The 13,891-nt window shown below is 60.6% G+C and carries 11 protein-coding genes; 5 read left to right on the top strand and 6 right to left on the bottom strand.

What is annotated here, in order from left to right; genetic code table 11:
- Positions 1-188: 188 nt before the first annotated feature.
- A complete protein-coding gene (locus AC13RM_RS01740; RefSeq protein ID WP_488554514.1) occupies positions 189-1,874 on the bottom strand; it encodes a Na/Pi cotransporter family protein in 1,686 nt (561 codons plus the stop codon).
- Between the two features lie 394 nt (positions 1,875-2,268).
- Here AC13RM_RS01740 and AC13RM_RS01735 point away from each other — a divergent pair, with 394 nt between their 5' ends.
- Both AC13RM_RS01735 and AC13RM_RS01730 read left to right on the top strand, forming a co-directional pair.
- On the top strand, positions 2,269-3,075 hold the full coding sequence (locus AC13RM_RS01735; RefSeq protein ID WP_488554513.1) for an MBL fold metallo-hydrolase: 807 nt from the start codon (positions 2,269-2,271) through the stop codon (positions 3,073-3,075).
- Positions 3,076-3,120: 45 nt separating this feature from the next.
- On the top strand, positions 3,121-4,080 hold the full coding sequence (locus AC13RM_RS01730; protein WP_113229113.1) for a phosphotransferase: 960 nt from the start codon (positions 3,121-3,123) through the stop codon (positions 4,078-4,080).
- Between the two features lie 147 nt (positions 4,081-4,227).
- On the opposite strand, the gene AC13RM_RS01725 is transcribed toward AC13RM_RS01730, so the two are convergent.
- The 3 genes from AC13RM_RS01725 to AC13RM_RS01715 are packed head-to-tail and all read right to left on the bottom strand — an operon-like array spanning position 4,228 to position 6,520.
- Positions 4,228-5,613, bottom strand: a complete 1,386-nt coding sequence (locus AC13RM_RS01725; RefSeq protein ID WP_488554512.1) for a sensor histidine kinase — start codon at positions 5,611-5,613, stop codon at positions 4,228-4,230.
- Positions 5,610-6,281: a response regulator transcription factor gene (locus AC13RM_RS01720; RefSeq protein ID WP_015342375.1), complete on the bottom strand. Its 672-nt coding sequence runs from the start codon at positions 6,279-6,281 to the stop codon at positions 5,610-5,612. Before AC13RM_RS01720 ends, AC13RM_RS01725 begins: the two co-directional genes overlap by 4 nt.
- A 2-nt stretch (positions 6,282-6,283) precedes the next feature.
- Positions 6,284-6,520 (bottom strand): PepSY domain-containing protein, encoded by a 237-nt coding sequence (locus tag AC13RM_RS01715; RefSeq protein WP_113229111.1) that lies wholly within the window; start codon positions 6,518-6,520, stop codon positions 6,284-6,286.
- 265 nt (positions 6,521-6,785) lie between these two features.
- Between AC13RM_RS01715 and AC13RM_RS01710 the strand changes: the two genes are divergently transcribed.
- A complete protein-coding gene (locus AC13RM_RS01710) occupies positions 6,786-10,829 on the top strand; it encodes a Pls/PosA family non-ribosomal peptide synthetase (RefSeq protein ID WP_488554511.1) in 4,044 nt (1,347 codons plus the stop codon).
- 6 nt (positions 10,830-10,835) lie between these two features.
- Positions 10,836-11,453, top strand: coding sequence for a 4'-phosphopantetheinyl transferase family protein (locus AC13RM_RS01705; RefSeq protein WP_488554510.1), 618 nt, complete (start codon positions 10,836-10,838; stop codon positions 11,451-11,453).
- A gap of 80 nt (positions 11,454-11,533) precedes the next feature.
- On the opposite strand, the gene AC13RM_RS01700 is transcribed toward AC13RM_RS01705, so the two are convergent.
- Positions 11,534-12,481: a bile acid:sodium symporter family protein gene (locus AC13RM_RS01700; protein ID WP_488554509.1), complete on the bottom strand. Its 948-nt coding sequence runs from the start codon at positions 12,479-12,481 to the stop codon at positions 11,534-11,536.
- A 159-nt stretch (positions 12,482-12,640) separates the two neighbouring features.
- On the opposite strand from AC13RM_RS01700, the gene AC13RM_RS01695 reads away from it, so the two are divergent.
- Positions 12,641-13,339 carry a methyltransferase family protein gene (locus AC13RM_RS01695; RefSeq protein ID WP_488554508.1) on the top strand — a complete coding sequence of 233 codons (699 nt, stop codon included), beginning with the start codon at positions 12,641-12,643 and terminating at the stop codon, positions 13,337-13,339.
- A 19-nt stretch (positions 13,340-13,358) separates the two neighbouring features.
- On the opposite strand, the gene AC13RM_RS01690 is transcribed toward AC13RM_RS01695, so the two are convergent.
- Positions 13,359-13,856 carry a cupin domain-containing protein gene (locus AC13RM_RS01690; protein ID WP_488554507.1) on the bottom strand — a complete coding sequence of 166 codons (498 nt, stop codon included), beginning with the start codon at positions 13,854-13,856 and terminating at the stop codon, positions 13,359-13,361.
- Positions 13,857-13,891: the final 35 nt, after the last annotated feature.

The following is a 13,891-nucleotide window of genomic DNA, read 5'->3' as shown; positions in this document are numbered from 1 at the left end:
TCCAATGGATAATGGCAGCGTTTGGCTGACTACCTCCCTACACGATGGCTCTCACGATGGGGTCAAAGGAACTTTTGATGGCGCAGTGCTGCGGCCGATGAGAGGGCTGTCACCAATGGACATATCGAACCCACCTCGGCGTCCCGCATTCCCGCTCAGCCGTCCGCTAGACGGAGGAGCTGGGTCCTTTAATCATGTGCAGGCACTGCAACCGGTGGAACCGGACTTGGTGTCCGGCTTTGCAAAAGTTCGCCACGCTCCTCCAGAACGGGATAGGCTGCGGCGGCAACGAGGTGGGAATTGATCTGCTTGAGGTCGCGCAGAAGGTCGAGGTGAAGCGAACTGGTCTCGGCGGTCTCGATCCCGCCCTGGCGCAAGCGCTGGAAATGGGCTTCCGTCCCATCGCGTTCCGCCTTGCGGAAAATCACCTTCTCCTCCGCCAGCATGCGGGCGGCACTTTCATTCTGTGTCATGAACAGAGCCGCCGCCGTCTGAAGGTTCGACTGCAATCGGTCGAACAATGTTGCCAGTTCGAGCTGCCCTTCCTTCGAGAAACTCAAACCTCGGCGCAGGCGCTTTGCCAGGTGCGGCAGAAGGTTCTGGTCGAGCACGTCGCCGGCATGTTCCATGTTCATCGAAAACAGCAGGATCTCGTTCAGACGCCGCCGGTCGGCTTCGCCGAGCTCATCGGGATCGATCGAAGTCAGATAGGTCTTTACCGCCGTGTTCAGGCTATCGAGGATATTGTCCAGCGACCGCAATCGCGTCAGCGCCTTTCGATCCGTGTCCGATAAGGCAGACTTGGCGCCCGCAAGCATTTCCGAGAGCACGTCGACCAGTCTCAGCGCCTCGCGCGCTGCCGCGCCGAGAGCAACCACAGGCGTTTCCTTGGCCGCCGGATCGAGATATCTCGGGCGCGTCGGATCGGCCTCGTCGATCTTCTGCGGCAGCAATTTGGTCAATAGATCGGCATAGGGCCGCAATAGCGGCATGAACACCACGGCCAAAACGACATTGAAGGCAGTATGAAAATTGGCGACAGCGCGGGCGCTGTCGCTATCGATCATTGCCGACAGGCGCGCGGCTGGTTCCAGCAGGCCGATCATCGCGATCACACCGACAATGCGCGTCAACATATTGCCGATGGGCAGCCGCTTCACCGATAGATCCGTTCCCGATTGCCCTTCGATGAGTGGGTTGATCGCGGTGCCGAGATTGGCGCCGAGAACGAGCGCAAAGGCCTGGTCGACATCGACGAGCCCCTTGCTTGCAAGCGACATGATGAGCAGCACCACGGCCACGCTGGAATGGGCAGCCCATGTCAGAACGGCTGCGAGAAGCATGCTCAGCACCGGCGTCGCAGCGATCGCATCAAGGACGTAGGCGAGCGCCTTCGACCCCTCATACTGCGTCATCAGGTCGAGAAGCTGATGCAGCGCCAGAAGCATGAAGCCAAGCCCGATCATGACGCGGCCAAGATCGTGCACGCGTGAATTCCCGGTTCGGCGGAACATCAGCACGCCGATCAGGATCAGCGCCGGCGAAGCCGCTGCGACATTGAAAGACAGCACCTGGACGATGAGCGTCGTGCCGACATTGGCCCCGAGCATGACGGCAAGCGCCGGCACGAGATCCACCAGCCCGCCGGCTGCAAAGCCTGAGGCCATGAGGCCTGTAGCCGTACTGCTCTGCAGGATGGCGGTGACGCCGATGCCGGCAAAAAATGCCTTCGTGCGATTGCTGAGCGCGCGGCCGAGAAAGGAGCGCAGATCGGGGCCGAAGGCACGCTGGATACCGGTCTGGACCATGCGCGTGCCCCAGAGCAAAAGGGCGATGTGGCCCGCTAGAGCAACGAGGCCGAAGATAAACGCCATGATGGTCCTCCATTTGCCTGCGACCCCGGACAAATGCCGAGCATCAATATCGCGATTATCTAACTTTCTTTAGCCGACTATGTTTCTTTGTCTTTGACGCCTTTTGCAAGGCCAGATTGTCACAAACCAATAGAATAAAATTTTCGCATTAAAATCATGATGATAGGGCGCCATGAATCCTATCATCATTCGTTAGGAATATCCATTTTTCCGAGAGAGGTCGGCCTGAAAACGACGCTTTTCGGTCTGCAACGAGATTGTCTGAGAATCGTTGCTTCGCCTTTTTGCTTTGATCCATTCAATGTCTGGCCAATATAGCACAAAAGCCTCCATTTGCCGTGCAGCTGGGTCCACGGCCGCAGGGTTGGGAAGGCTGGCTGGCGAGGAGTTCGAGATGACGAATTTTATCTGCATCACATGTGGCACACAGTTCGGCGAAGGCGACAGGTCACCTCCGGCCTGCCCGATCTGCGAAGACGAGCGCCAGTTCGTACCTCAATCGGGACAGGAATGGAGCGACATGGCGAGCCTCGGCCGGGAGCATGAGGTAATCTGGAACGAGGAAGCCGAAGGTGTTCACAGTCTGCAGATCTCGCCCCATTTCGGCATTGGCCAGCGCGCCTTTCTGATCGAAGGACGTGACGGCAATGTCCTCTGGGACTGCCTCAGTCTTATCGACGAGGCAAGCAAGGGACGGATCGCTGCCATGGGCGGCTTAAGCGCGATCGCGATTTCGCACCCTCATTTCTATTCGTCGATGACCGAATGGAGTGCCGCCTGCGGCGGCGTGCCGATCCATATCCACGCCAATGATGGCGAATGGGTGCAAAGGCGGAGTGCTCTGCTGCGTCCCTGGACAGGCGAGACGCTGTCGATTGGCCAGGCGACCATGATCCGTTGCGGCGGTCATTTCGACGGCAGTTGCGTGCTCCATTGCCCCTGGCTCGAAGGCGGACGCGGCGCACTCTTCGTCGGCGACACGATGCAGGTGACGATGGACCGCAGGTTCGTCAGCTTCATGCGCAGTTATCCAAACCTCATTCCGCTCGATGCCAAGGCCGTGACGGCGATATCGGAAGCCGTCCGATCCTATCGTTTCGAAGCGATCTACGGCGCATTCCCCGGCCGAACGGTCGAGAGCGACGGCAACGGTGTGGTGGAGCGCTCGGCGGAGAGGTATCTCAAAGCGATCGCAGGTTGAGAATTTGCAACTGATGTTCGGTCTCAGGCGTAGGCCCATTCATACATGAAACAGAAAACACCAATGCGGCAAATACCGGATGCCGAGCTTGCCGCTGCAATTGCCTCAGGGGCCATTGGTTGCAATCCGGTTGCCGTTAGACGTTTCACAACCGGGACACGGCACTATGTCTTCGATCTTCAGTTCGCTGACCGGCCTCCAGCCGTCGTGCGTATCGGCGATCCATCGGCTCGGGCCGACATGGCCGGCGCGGCTTATCTTTCGGGATTGTTGCGGCCCGGAGGTGTGCCGCTTCCAGCCATTATAGCCGAAGATATTGGCGCAGAGTTTCCCTGGCTTCTGCTAGAACGCTTTCCCGGCATGGATCTGGGTTCTGTCATCTTAAACCTCTCGGAAGAGAAGCTCGATGCGATTGCCTCACAGGTGGCGCATGCTCAGGCCATCACAGCAAGAACGAAGTCCGCGGGGCGCTACGGATATGCCGCACGAGCGGAACAAGCGCCGCATGGCGCATGGCCGCAAGTGTTGCTTGCCAATCTTGCGCGTTCGCGAGGCCGGATCGGATCTGCCGGATTGTTTGACATCGGGCTGGTTGACGCAATCGAACATGAGGTCGCTGCCAGACGCGGAGAGCTCGACAAGATCGAAGCCACACCTTTCCTCCACGACACCACGACGAAGAACGTGATTGTGACACCAGAGGGCGCGTTCAGCGGCATCGTCGATGTCGATGATCTTTGCTTTGGCGATCCACGTTATCCTGCTGCTTTAACACTGGCTGCTCTGATGGCTTATGGTGGCCCCGTGAGCTACGTCTTTGCGTGGCTCCGGCATGCCGGGCAAACCGATGACCGGCTTTTCCGTCTCTATACGAGCGTCCTTCTATTGGACCTGATGGCCGAGCACGGCCACATTTTCAACGGCAACGAGACTCCGTTAGCGCCTAGAGTTCGAGCAAGGATGCAGCACGCACTTGAATTCAATCTTAACTTAGTGCGGTCATGAACGCTGTATAAATCAGATTTCACTGCGCTCCGGCGACCAATTCTGCGATATCCATCCTTGTTTCCTGACCAATCGGCCGTGCCGAATTAGAGCCTCTTCGCGTTTCCTCGAATCGTGAAAACCGCGATGCACTTTTCCCGGAATGCTCTAATTTTCCAGCGCCGCCTGTCTGTCCTTCACCAAGCGCGTCGGCAAATTGACGGTGACGGACAGCCCTCCAAGGTTGGAGCGGGCGAGCGTCAGCTTGCCGTCATAGGCTTCGACCAGATCCTTGGCGATCGCCAAGCCGAAGCCGGTTCCGGCGATGCTTTCGTCCAGCCGCCTACCGCGCCGGATGAAAGCCATTTCCGCATCCTCGGGCAGGCCGGGACCATCGTCCTCGATGCACAGTTCCACCCCCTCGGGCAACTGCGACAGGCGAACTTTGACTTTGCCAGTCGTCCATTTCCTGGCATTGTCAATCAAATTGCCCGTGATATCGGCAAAATCCGCCTCGTCGATCGCCAGCCACATCTCCGGCGGTGCCTCGAGCTCGAAATCGATTTTCCGCTCGGCCGAGAGACGCCGCATGACCGAGATGATCTTCTGGAGATCGGCGCTGGCGTCCATGACGCCGACGGTATGGGCGGCCGCCAGGCTCGCGCGGGTTTGCGCAAGCGTTCGCTTGATCTGCGCCTCCATCCGGCTGACCTCCGTCTGGATAGCCGCGGCCCTCTCCGACATGCCCTCTTCGGAGAGAATGCGTGCGGTCGCCTCTAGTGCTGCGAGCGGGGTCTTCAGACCATGCGCCAGATCGCCGGCGCGAGCGCGCGCCTGCGTCAATTGCGTCTCGCGGGATGCGAGCAAACCGTTGAGATCGTCCACAAGAGGCTGCACTTCTCGCGGAAACTGACCGGTGATCTTGCGTGCGGATCGCTCCTGCACCGCCATCAGGGCCGCGCGCAGATCGTTGAGCGGCCGCAATCCATAGCGCAGAAATACCACGACCGCCCCGATCAGGGCGACCGACAGCACGCCGAGAGACGGCGCCATGGCATAAAAGAAGCGCCAGCGCGCCGGCGCAAGCTCGCTGTTGTCGAGCGCCATGACGATATCGACCATCTGGTCGCCCGTGGCCGAGGGGATCGAAATAGACCGTTCGACGGCGAGAAGACGGCTGCCGTTCGGCCCTTTCATATCCGTCGCCCGGCCGGCATCGCGAGGGCGGGCGCGCAGCCAGGGCAGGTTCTGCTCCCAGAGCGATTGGGAGCGCAACTCGACGGTACCATTGCGGCCCACCTGCCAATAGAAGCCACCATTCGGGATGCCGAAGCGGGGATCCGTCGGCGTGTCGTCGAGGAAGAGCTGATTGGACGAATTGATATCGACCGCCGCCAGCAGAACGCGCAACTCCTCGTCTATTTCAGAGAGGGCAAGCGCCCTGACGGCCAGCCCGGAAATGGCGTTGATGCCGACCCCGGCAAGAAAGGTCGCAACGATGATCGCCACTACGGAACCCAGCAGCAACCGCCCTCGCAGCGAGAACGGCGTCATGACGGCGGCGCCTCGCGCGGAATGATGTAGCCCTGGCCGCGCCGGGTCTCGATGACGGTGCCGTCGAACTTGCGCCTGAGACGCGCGACGACCACTTCGAGCGCGTTCGACAGCAGCTCCGTCTCTTCGTCATAGATGCTGTCGGCGATCTGCGTTCGGGAAAGCACGGTGCCGGCATTGTGCATCAGATAGGCAAGAAGCCGATATTCGAGCGCCGTCACCTGAACCGGCTGCCCGCGAAACGAAACCGTGCGCTGACGTGTGTCGAGCTCCAGCACACCATTGGAAAGGATCGGAGAAGATTGCCCCGCGGCACGGCGCATCAGGGCGCGCACCCGCGCCAGAAGCTCCTCCATACGGAAGGGCTTGGTCAGATAGTCGTCGGCACCCGCATCCATGCCGTCGACCTTGTCGCGCCAGCCGTCGCGCGCGGTCAATATGATGACAGGCATGCCGCGGCGTTCCGCGCGCCAACGTCGCAGAACCGTCAGTCCGTCAAGCTTCGGAAGCCCGAGATCGAGGATGACCAGATCGAAATGCTCGATATCGCCGCGATACCAAGCTTCCTCGCCGTTGCTTACGGTCGAGACGACATAATGCTGGTCCTCCAGGCAGCGGCGCATGTCCGCCACAATACTGGGCTCATCCTCAGCAATCAGAATGCGCATTCTCAGCGTCTCTCGATCACGGCGAGTGTTGCGCCGTCGAGCACTATATCACCACGTTTGCCATCCGGCTTCAACACGCGCACGGCATAGGCTTGACGTCCGGCCCGGCGAACCCGCTTGATTCGCAGCACCTTTCCCGGCATCTCGCGCGCAACGACCGCATAGATCTCACGCAACGGCCGCAAGGTGCCGGCATCTTCGACCAGAACACTGCTATGCGAACGAGCTGATGCCTCCATACCTGGCGAGCTCAGCAAAGCCGTCACCAAGAGAACGGACAGCCAGCGGGGCCAGCCGGCTCTTCGCCCGAATATGCGCAACGATATCAATATCAATCCTTCTTCCGAGATAGCACGCAGGGCTCGCCCCGCAGCAAACCAAGCATAGCTTTCCCAACATTACAATTCACTGACAACGCCCGTAAGAGAGCTGCAAATTGAAAGGTGTATAAGCATCGATAGATGGCACGCCGATTGTGCCGAGTTTCGTTCCGCAGAAGTTACCATGACTATCCAGATTTCGTCGATTACCCCAAATGCCAGCCTCTCGGTTTTCTCAGGCGGCATTCGGCCTGAGTTCGTCCGCAATGAAACCCTGGTGGACATCTTCAAGGCAACGGTCGCCCGCAGCCCCGACAAGACGGCACTGACCCTGATCGGAACCGACCGGGCGATGACCTATGCCGAACTAGACCGGCTCTCCGACGAGGCGGCGCGCGCGCTCAGCCGTCGCGGTATCGGCCCCGGCGATTTCGTCGGCCTTTGGTTCCAGCGCTCCCTTGAGCTACATGTCGCGCTTCTGGCGATTCTCAAGGCCGGAGCTGCCTATATTCCCTTCGATGCGTCTGCCCCTGCCGACCGCGTGGCCGTCAGCCTCGCCGATTGCGGCGCGAAATGGCTGCTGACGCATGACGAAAAGGTGGCCCTCGCCCCCGAATTCGACGGCCAGACGCTGATCCTCAAGACACTGCTCGCAGAAGACGATGATGGCATTGCGCCACGCGCCGCCACTCACGACGATCCCGCCTACGCCATCTATACGTCCGGCTCCACGGGCAAGCCGAAGGGCATCGTCGTCACGCACCGGAACATCTGCCATTATCTGCGGGCCGGCAACGATGTCCTCGGCATGGTCGAATCGGACGTCGTTCTTCAGCAGGCTTCGGTCGCCTTCGACCTTTCGCTTGAGGAGATATTCGTTCCCTATCTGGTCGGCGCAACGCTGAAAGTGGCGACATCCGCCGTCATGGCCGAGCTCGACAGGCTCGCAGACGTGCTGGAAGCCGAAAAGATCACGGTCATCGACACCGTGCCGACTCTGCTGACCATGCTGGAACGTGATGTCGAGAGCCTGCGCGTCATCATCGTCGGCGGCGAAGCCTGCCCTCCGGCGATCGTCAGCCGCTTTTCCAAAGCCGGCCGGCGCCTGATCAATACCTACGGCCCGACCGAGACGACGGTGGTTGCAACCTATGCCGAGCTCGATCCTTCCCGGCCGATCACGATCGGCTGCCCGATCGCCAACACGACCGCCTACGTTGTCGACGAAAACCTGCAGCTCGTTGCTCGCGGCGATACCGGCGAATTGCTGATCGGCGGACCGGGCGTCGCTGCCGGATACAGAAACCTGCCGCAGCTGACAGCCGCGAAGTTCATCGCCAACCCCTTCGCCGGCCATGACGACCCGGTGCTTTACCGCAGCGGCGACGCCGTATTGATGGACGAGGAAGGACAGCTCCATTTCCTCGGGCGCATCGACGACCAAGTCAAGATTCGCGGCTATCGCATCGAGCTCGGCGAGATCGAAACGGTCGTGGGCGAACTTTCGGACGTGAAGGCTGCATCCGTCGTCGTGCACCGCCCGCCGGATGGCGAGGACATGCTGGTCGCCCACGTTGTTACCACGGGCAGCAGCTTCGATCGAGACAAGGCGCGCACCGTGCTTGCAGCCAAACTGCCGCCCTATATGGTGCCCGCCGCCTGGCATAGCCATGTCTCGCTGCCGCGTCTTCCGTCCGGCAAGATCGACCGCAAGACGCTTGCCGCCATTCCGCTGGTGGCCGATCAGCCAACCCAGGCACAAGAGCCGCCGCGCACGTGGACGGAAGCACAGCTGCTGAAGGCCGCAACCGAGGCGCTTCGACTGCGCTCTATCGGCTTCGAAGCGGATTTCTTCACCGAACTTGGCGGCCATTCCATGCTCGCGGCCCGGTTTGTTTCCGAAGTGCGCAAGATCCCGCTGCTCGCCAGCATCGCCCTGCGCGACGTCTACGCCGGCCGCACCCTGCGCGGCATTGCCGCGATCCTGGAGCAGCGCGCCGAAAGCACCTCGGGACAGGAACGCAAGAATTTCGAACCGGTGCCGCTGCGCCGGCGCATCCTCTGTGGTCTCGCTCAGGCCGTGGTATTGCCCTTCATCGTCGCGATCGCAACGCTGCAATGGATCGGCCTTCTGCTCGCCTCGATCCTGCTGATCGATGACGGTGCATCGCTCTGGAATGAAATTCTCATTCTGGGCGGCGTCTACCTCGCTCTCAATCTCGGCGAGAAGCTTGTCGTTATCGCTCTCAAATGGCTTGTCATCGGCCGTACAAAGCCCGGTGTCTATCCGCTCTGGGGCACCTATTATTTCCGCATCTGGCTGATGCAGCGCATCGTACAGCTCACCGCTCCGAAATTCCTCAAGGGCTCACCGCTCATTCGGGTCTATATGCGCGCACTGGGCGCCCAGGTCGGCAAGGATGCGATGATCGACGAGTTCGAGGAAGGCGCGATCGATCTTGTGCGCATCGGCGCAAGATCCAGCCTTGGCGTTAAGATCAAACTCGCCAATGTCGAAGTCATCGGCAATGAGATCCATGTGGGCACGATCGATATCGGCGAAGGCGTGCAGGTCGGCAATGGCTCCGTCATCGGCCATAACGTCAAGATCGACGACGGTGCCGTCATCGGCGATCTGACGGCGATTGCCGCCGGCACCCATGTCGAAGCCCATACGCGCTGGGACGGTTCGCCCGCCCGCCGGACCGGGCATGCCGAGCATGAAGAGATGCCCGCCCATCCGGAGCTTGGAACCGCCGGGCGCATCTTCCAGTTCGGCGCCTATTTCGTTGCCTACAATCTCAGCCTCGTCGTCGGCCTGCTGCCGATCTTCCCGGCCTTCTATCTGTTCTCCGCCGTGCAGCAGATCTACGCGCCCGGCTCCGATGAGGCCCTATCCTGGGGGATGATCGCTGCGCTCTCCTGGCCGGCCGCATTCCTGCTGATCGTCGTGTCCATGGCAGTGGTGGTGGCGCTCAGATGGGTGCTGTTGCCTCGCGTCGTGCCGGGCCGTTACTCCATCTTCGGCAATCTCTATTTCCGCAAATGGGTCGTCGGCCTGACCACAGAGGCTATGCTGGAAACCCTGAATTCGCTCTACGCTACCGTCTTCATGCGCAACTGGTACCGCCTGATGGGGGCCAAGATCGGCAAGGGTACGGAGATTTCGGCAAACTTCGCCGGCCGCTACGATCTGATCGAAATGGGCCGCGACAACTTCATTGGCGACGAGACGATTTTCGGCGACGAGGAAATCCAGAACGGCTGGATGATACTCAAGCGCCTGAAGACCGGCGATCGCTGCTTCTTCGGCAATTCCTCGGTCATTTCGCAGGGTGCCGTGATCGAAAGCGATTCGCTCATCGGCATCAAGACGCGCCTGCCCGATTCCATGCACGTCAAGTCTGGCGAAACCTGGTGCGGCAGCCCTGCCTTCCAGTTCCCGACGCGCGAGAGGCTGCAGGCGGCTGCCAACACTACCTATGCGCCACCGCTCCGCATGCGCCTTGTGCGCATCCTGTTCGAGGCCATGCACACGTCGCTGCCGACCGCGATCCTCATCGTCATGGCACTCGCCATGTCCGACATGTTGGCCAGCGAAATCGACAACGGCGCCTGGGGCAGCCTTTTCTGGACCCTGATGGCTGCAGGCCTGGCGACCTCCGGCATCCTCTATCTCGTCGCGGTCGCGTTCAAATGGACGCTGATTGGCACCTATAAGCCGATGAACCGGCCGATGTGGTCGTGGTGGGCGATGCGTACGGAGGCTGTTGCGGTGTTTTACGGCGGTCTCGCCAGCAAGATGCTGCTCGACTATCTGCGCGGCACGCCCTTCCTGCCCTGGCTGCTCCGTCCCTTCGGCGCCAAGATCGGCCAGGGTGCGTGGATCAACAGCACCGACATCTGCGAATTCGATTGTACCCATATCGGCGACCATGCGGTTCTCAACATGGGCTCCTGCCCACAGACCCATCTCTATGAAGACCGCATCATGAAGGTCGGTCGTATCACGATCGGCGAAGGCGTCTCCATCGGCTCGGGCAGCACCGTCTTGTACGAGGCCAATGTGGGCGATTTCGCCGAGATTGGACTGCTGACCCTGGTCATGAAGGGTGAAGCCATCCCGCAAGGAACGTCGTGGGTCGGCGCACCCGCCCAGGCGGTTCAAGCCGCGCAGGAGCCCGCTCCCGTCGCTCAGAAAGAGGCCCTGCCCTCCGCCGCAGCGTGAGCGCGGATGGCGGCCCCTCGATTTGAGGTCGTCCTGACGGTCGCAGATGCGATCGCCATCCTCGTTCGCCCGATGCCCGGCGGACGAGCAGAGCGTGATCAGATCGCGCAAACAGCCTTGAGAGAAGCCACACAACGGGACGATCTTTCCATCTATCGCCGGCCCAGCGAGCGGCCAGCGCTAAGGCCTCCCTATCACGAACTGGGCGTTTCGCTTTCGCATCGCGGCGATCTGCTGCTGGCGGGCTTTGCGCCTAATAGCGCTGTCGGCATGGACATCGAGATCGAGGATATCAACGGCTTCGATCCGGCAGCTTTTGCCGCCGACCATTTCTCGCCAAAGGAAGCGGCCGCCTTGGCCACTCTCGATAGCACGGCGGCGCTGGAGGTCTGTTACCGACTCTGGGTCGCCAAGGAGGCTGCCTTGAAGATCAGCGGCCGCGGTATTTTCGACGGGCTGGACGAACCTGATCTGGCGGCGCAGCTGAACCTCCTCCGCACCGATGGCGCAACAATCCATCTTGGCGCGGGGTCGCGGCTGCCGCCGATTGCGCTCGCAGTGACTCGACTTTCCAACACTGCGGATCAATCTGTCTATTGTGCCCTTGCCAGGGATATGCGCTGAGCGACGATCCCTCGGCTGCAAGCATCTCGGCCGGAGAGGCGCCGGTGGAAACCGGGCCTTCCCCCATAAGCGTAGATATATCAGGGCCGCGGCGGCGCGTCTGCGTCTTCGCGCGCGGCAAACCAGTTTGCCAGGGTCGCGCCGGAAATATTGTGCCAGACGGAAAAGATAGCGCTGGGAACCGCGGCGATCGGCGAGAAATAAGCCGTCGCCAGAGCTGCACCCAAGCCTGAATTCTGCATGCCCACTTCGATCGCCAGCGCCTTACGCTTGTAGAAATTGAGGCCGAGCACCTTCGACGCATAATACCCGAAGAGATAGCCAAGACCGTTGTGCAGGATAACGACGGCGAAAATCAGCAGGCCGGACTGCACGATGGCCGCCTTCGATGCACCGACGACAGCCGCAACGATCAATACGATGCCGATGACGCTGACGAGAGGCAGAACCGGGATTGCCGCACGAACCAGGCCGGGCACGGCTTTCTGCGCGACAAAACCGAGCAGAAGCGGCACGATGATAACCTGCACGATGCTAATGAACATCGACCAGGCATTGACGGGCAGATACTGGCTTGCGAACATCCACACCAGGAACGGCGTGACGATCGGCGCTGCAAGCGTTGTCACACTCGTGCAGGCGACCGACAGCGCTACGTCGCCACGGGCAAGATAGGTCATGACATTGCTCGAGGTGCCGCCCGGGCAGCAGCCGACCAGAATGACGCCGGCGGCGACTTCCGGCGGCATCGGAATGATTTGCGTCAAAAGCAGTGCCAGTGCCGGCATGATGCCGAAATGTGCGATGACGCCAATCGCGACCTCATGGGGACGACGCGCCAGCTCGCGAAAGTCGTCAACGGATATCGTCAGCCCCATGCCGAACATGATGATGCCGAGAAGCAGGACGATCCAGGGTGCAAACTGCTTGAAGACGTCGGGCAGGAAAAAACCGAGGACGGCAAACAGGATGACCCATATGGAAAAGGTTTTGCCGACGAAAGCGGAAAAGGATGCCAGGAACTTCATGGAATCTCCGGGGGGAAGGAGCATAATGACATTCGGCCGGTCTAAACCCGGCGCATCGGGTGTCAAGGCTTCGAATTGCCGGATCCGTCCACTTCCATCATCGATATGGTATGAATCCGTCGACGAGCGCAGCAGGTTTGTCCTGCAAGGAGCCAATACATGACTGTTACCGAGCCCGAACCGATGTCCCGCACGAAGGCCTTATTGTACGCGATCGGCCTGCCGCTGGGGCTGCTCGTATTTATCTTCTTACCTGCCGGTCGCCTCGACTGGCAGCCTGGATGGATCTTCATCGCGTTCCTGATCGTAAGCTATGGAATAGCGTTTCTGATCATGCGGCGCGTGAACCCGGTCATTTTCCAAGCGCGCAGCCGCTTCCAGTCCGGAACTCAAGGCTGGGATCTCATCCTGGTCTCGCTGATCTTCCTTGGCATGATCGCCGAAATACCGCTTGGAGCCCTGGATGCCGGCAGGATGGGATGGTCGGTGATGCCAACCTCCATCGTGATCCTCGGTTATCTTCTGCTCGCGGCAGGCATCGCGCTCGCCACGTGGGCTCAGGCGGTCAATCGCTTCTTCGAACCCGGCGTGCGCCTCCAGCGGGAACGCGGCCAGCACGTCATCAGCGACGGTCCCTACGCCTACGTGCGGCATCCCGGCTATGTCAGTGCGATCTTGGTATTTGCGGGGCTGGCACTGGCACTCGGTTCCTGGTGGGCCTTGATCCCTGCCGGCTGGGCAAGCGCCGTGCTGATCCTGCGCACGAGCTGGGAAGATGCGCTGCTTTATGGCGAGTTGGAAGGCTATGCCGACTATTCCAAGCGCGTTCGGTTCCGATTGCTGCCGGGTATCTGGTGATGCTCGATTTCGGCCTGCGCTAGGCTTTGCCGTGCCATAGGGAGAGGAGGCCACCGGCCTCTCCTTTCAGCGGATCCCTTGCGGGCACGCCAAGTTTTTCGATCATCGCCTGCTGCTCGCCCGTAGGCATTTTCCGGCAGAGATCGGCCTCTTGACCGAGAGGATAGCCGCCGATCACGAGCAGATCATCGCTCGCCTCCAGCCGGCAATGGCCGGTTCCGGCCGGCAGCAGCAGGGCATCGCCGGCCTCGACCGTGATTTCCTTGCCGGTGGGTCCGCCGATCATCAGCCGGGCCTGACCTGCCGCAACGCCCAATATTTCGTGGGCCGTGGAATGAAAATGGTGAAAGGAATAGACGCCGTTTCGCCAGAGGCCGCCCCACCCATTGGTTCGAAAGAGCCGTTCGAAACTTTCGGCTCGGTCGGGCCCCTCGAGCACCTGCCGATAGACGATCACAGGAAATCGCTGGTTATTGGGAATCCAGCCTGACTGCTCGAATTTGATTGCCTGCTCCATCCGATCTCTCCCTGTCGGCTGCCATCATAACCACC

It is taken from the genome of Martinezella sp. CNPSo 3732 (assembly GCF_057784515.1).
The sequence above is the reverse complement of the archived record's forward strand: the minus strand, read 5'-3'. Positions and strand labels throughout refer to the sequence as shown.

What these genes read in the sequence shown, in the direction of transcription:
- AC13RM_RS01725 (WP_488554512.1), bottom strand. Translation starts at nt 5,613, where the DNA reads ATGACGCCGTTCTCGCTGCGAGGGCGGTTGCTGCTGGGTTCCGTAGTG.
- AC13RM_RS01700 (WP_488554509.1), bottom strand. Translation starts at nt 12,481, where the DNA reads ATGAAGTTCCTGGCATCCTTTTCCGCTTTCGTCGGCAAAACCTTTTCC.
- AC13RM_RS01720 (WP_015342375.1), bottom strand. Translation starts at nt 6,281, where the DNA reads ATGCGCATTCTGATTGCTGAGGATGAGCCCAGTATTGTGGCGGACATG.
- AC13RM_RS01695 (WP_488554508.1), top strand. Translation starts at nt 12,641, where the DNA reads ATGACTGTTACCGAGCCCGAACCGATGTCCCGCACGAAGGCCTTATTG.
- AC13RM_RS01735 (WP_488554513.1), top strand. Translation starts at nt 2,269, where the DNA reads ATGACGAATTTTATCTGCATCACATGTGGCACACAGTTCGGCGAAGGC.
- AC13RM_RS01730 (WP_113229113.1), top strand. Translation starts at nt 3,121, where the DNA reads ATGAAACAGAAAACACCAATGCGGCAAATACCGGATGCCGAGCTTGCC.
- AC13RM_RS01715 (WP_113229111.1), bottom strand. Translation starts at nt 6,520, where the DNA reads ATGGAGGCATCAGCTCGTTCGCATAGCAGTGTTCTGGTCGAAGATGCC.
- AC13RM_RS01705 (WP_488554510.1), top strand. Translation starts at nt 10,836, where the DNA reads ATGGCGGCCCCTCGATTTGAGGTCGTCCTGACGGTCGCAGATGCGATC.
- AC13RM_RS01710 (WP_488554511.1), top strand. Translation starts at nt 6,786, where the DNA reads ATGACTATCCAGATTTCGTCGATTACCCCAAATGCCAGCCTCTCGGTT.
- AC13RM_RS01740 (WP_488554514.1), bottom strand. Translation starts at nt 1,874, where the DNA reads ATGGCGTTTATCTTCGGCCTCGTTGCTCTAGCGGGCCACATCGCCCTT.
- AC13RM_RS01690 (WP_488554507.1), bottom strand. Translation starts at nt 13,856, where the DNA reads ATGGAGCAGGCAATCAAATTCGAGCAGTCAGGCTGGATTCCCAATAAC.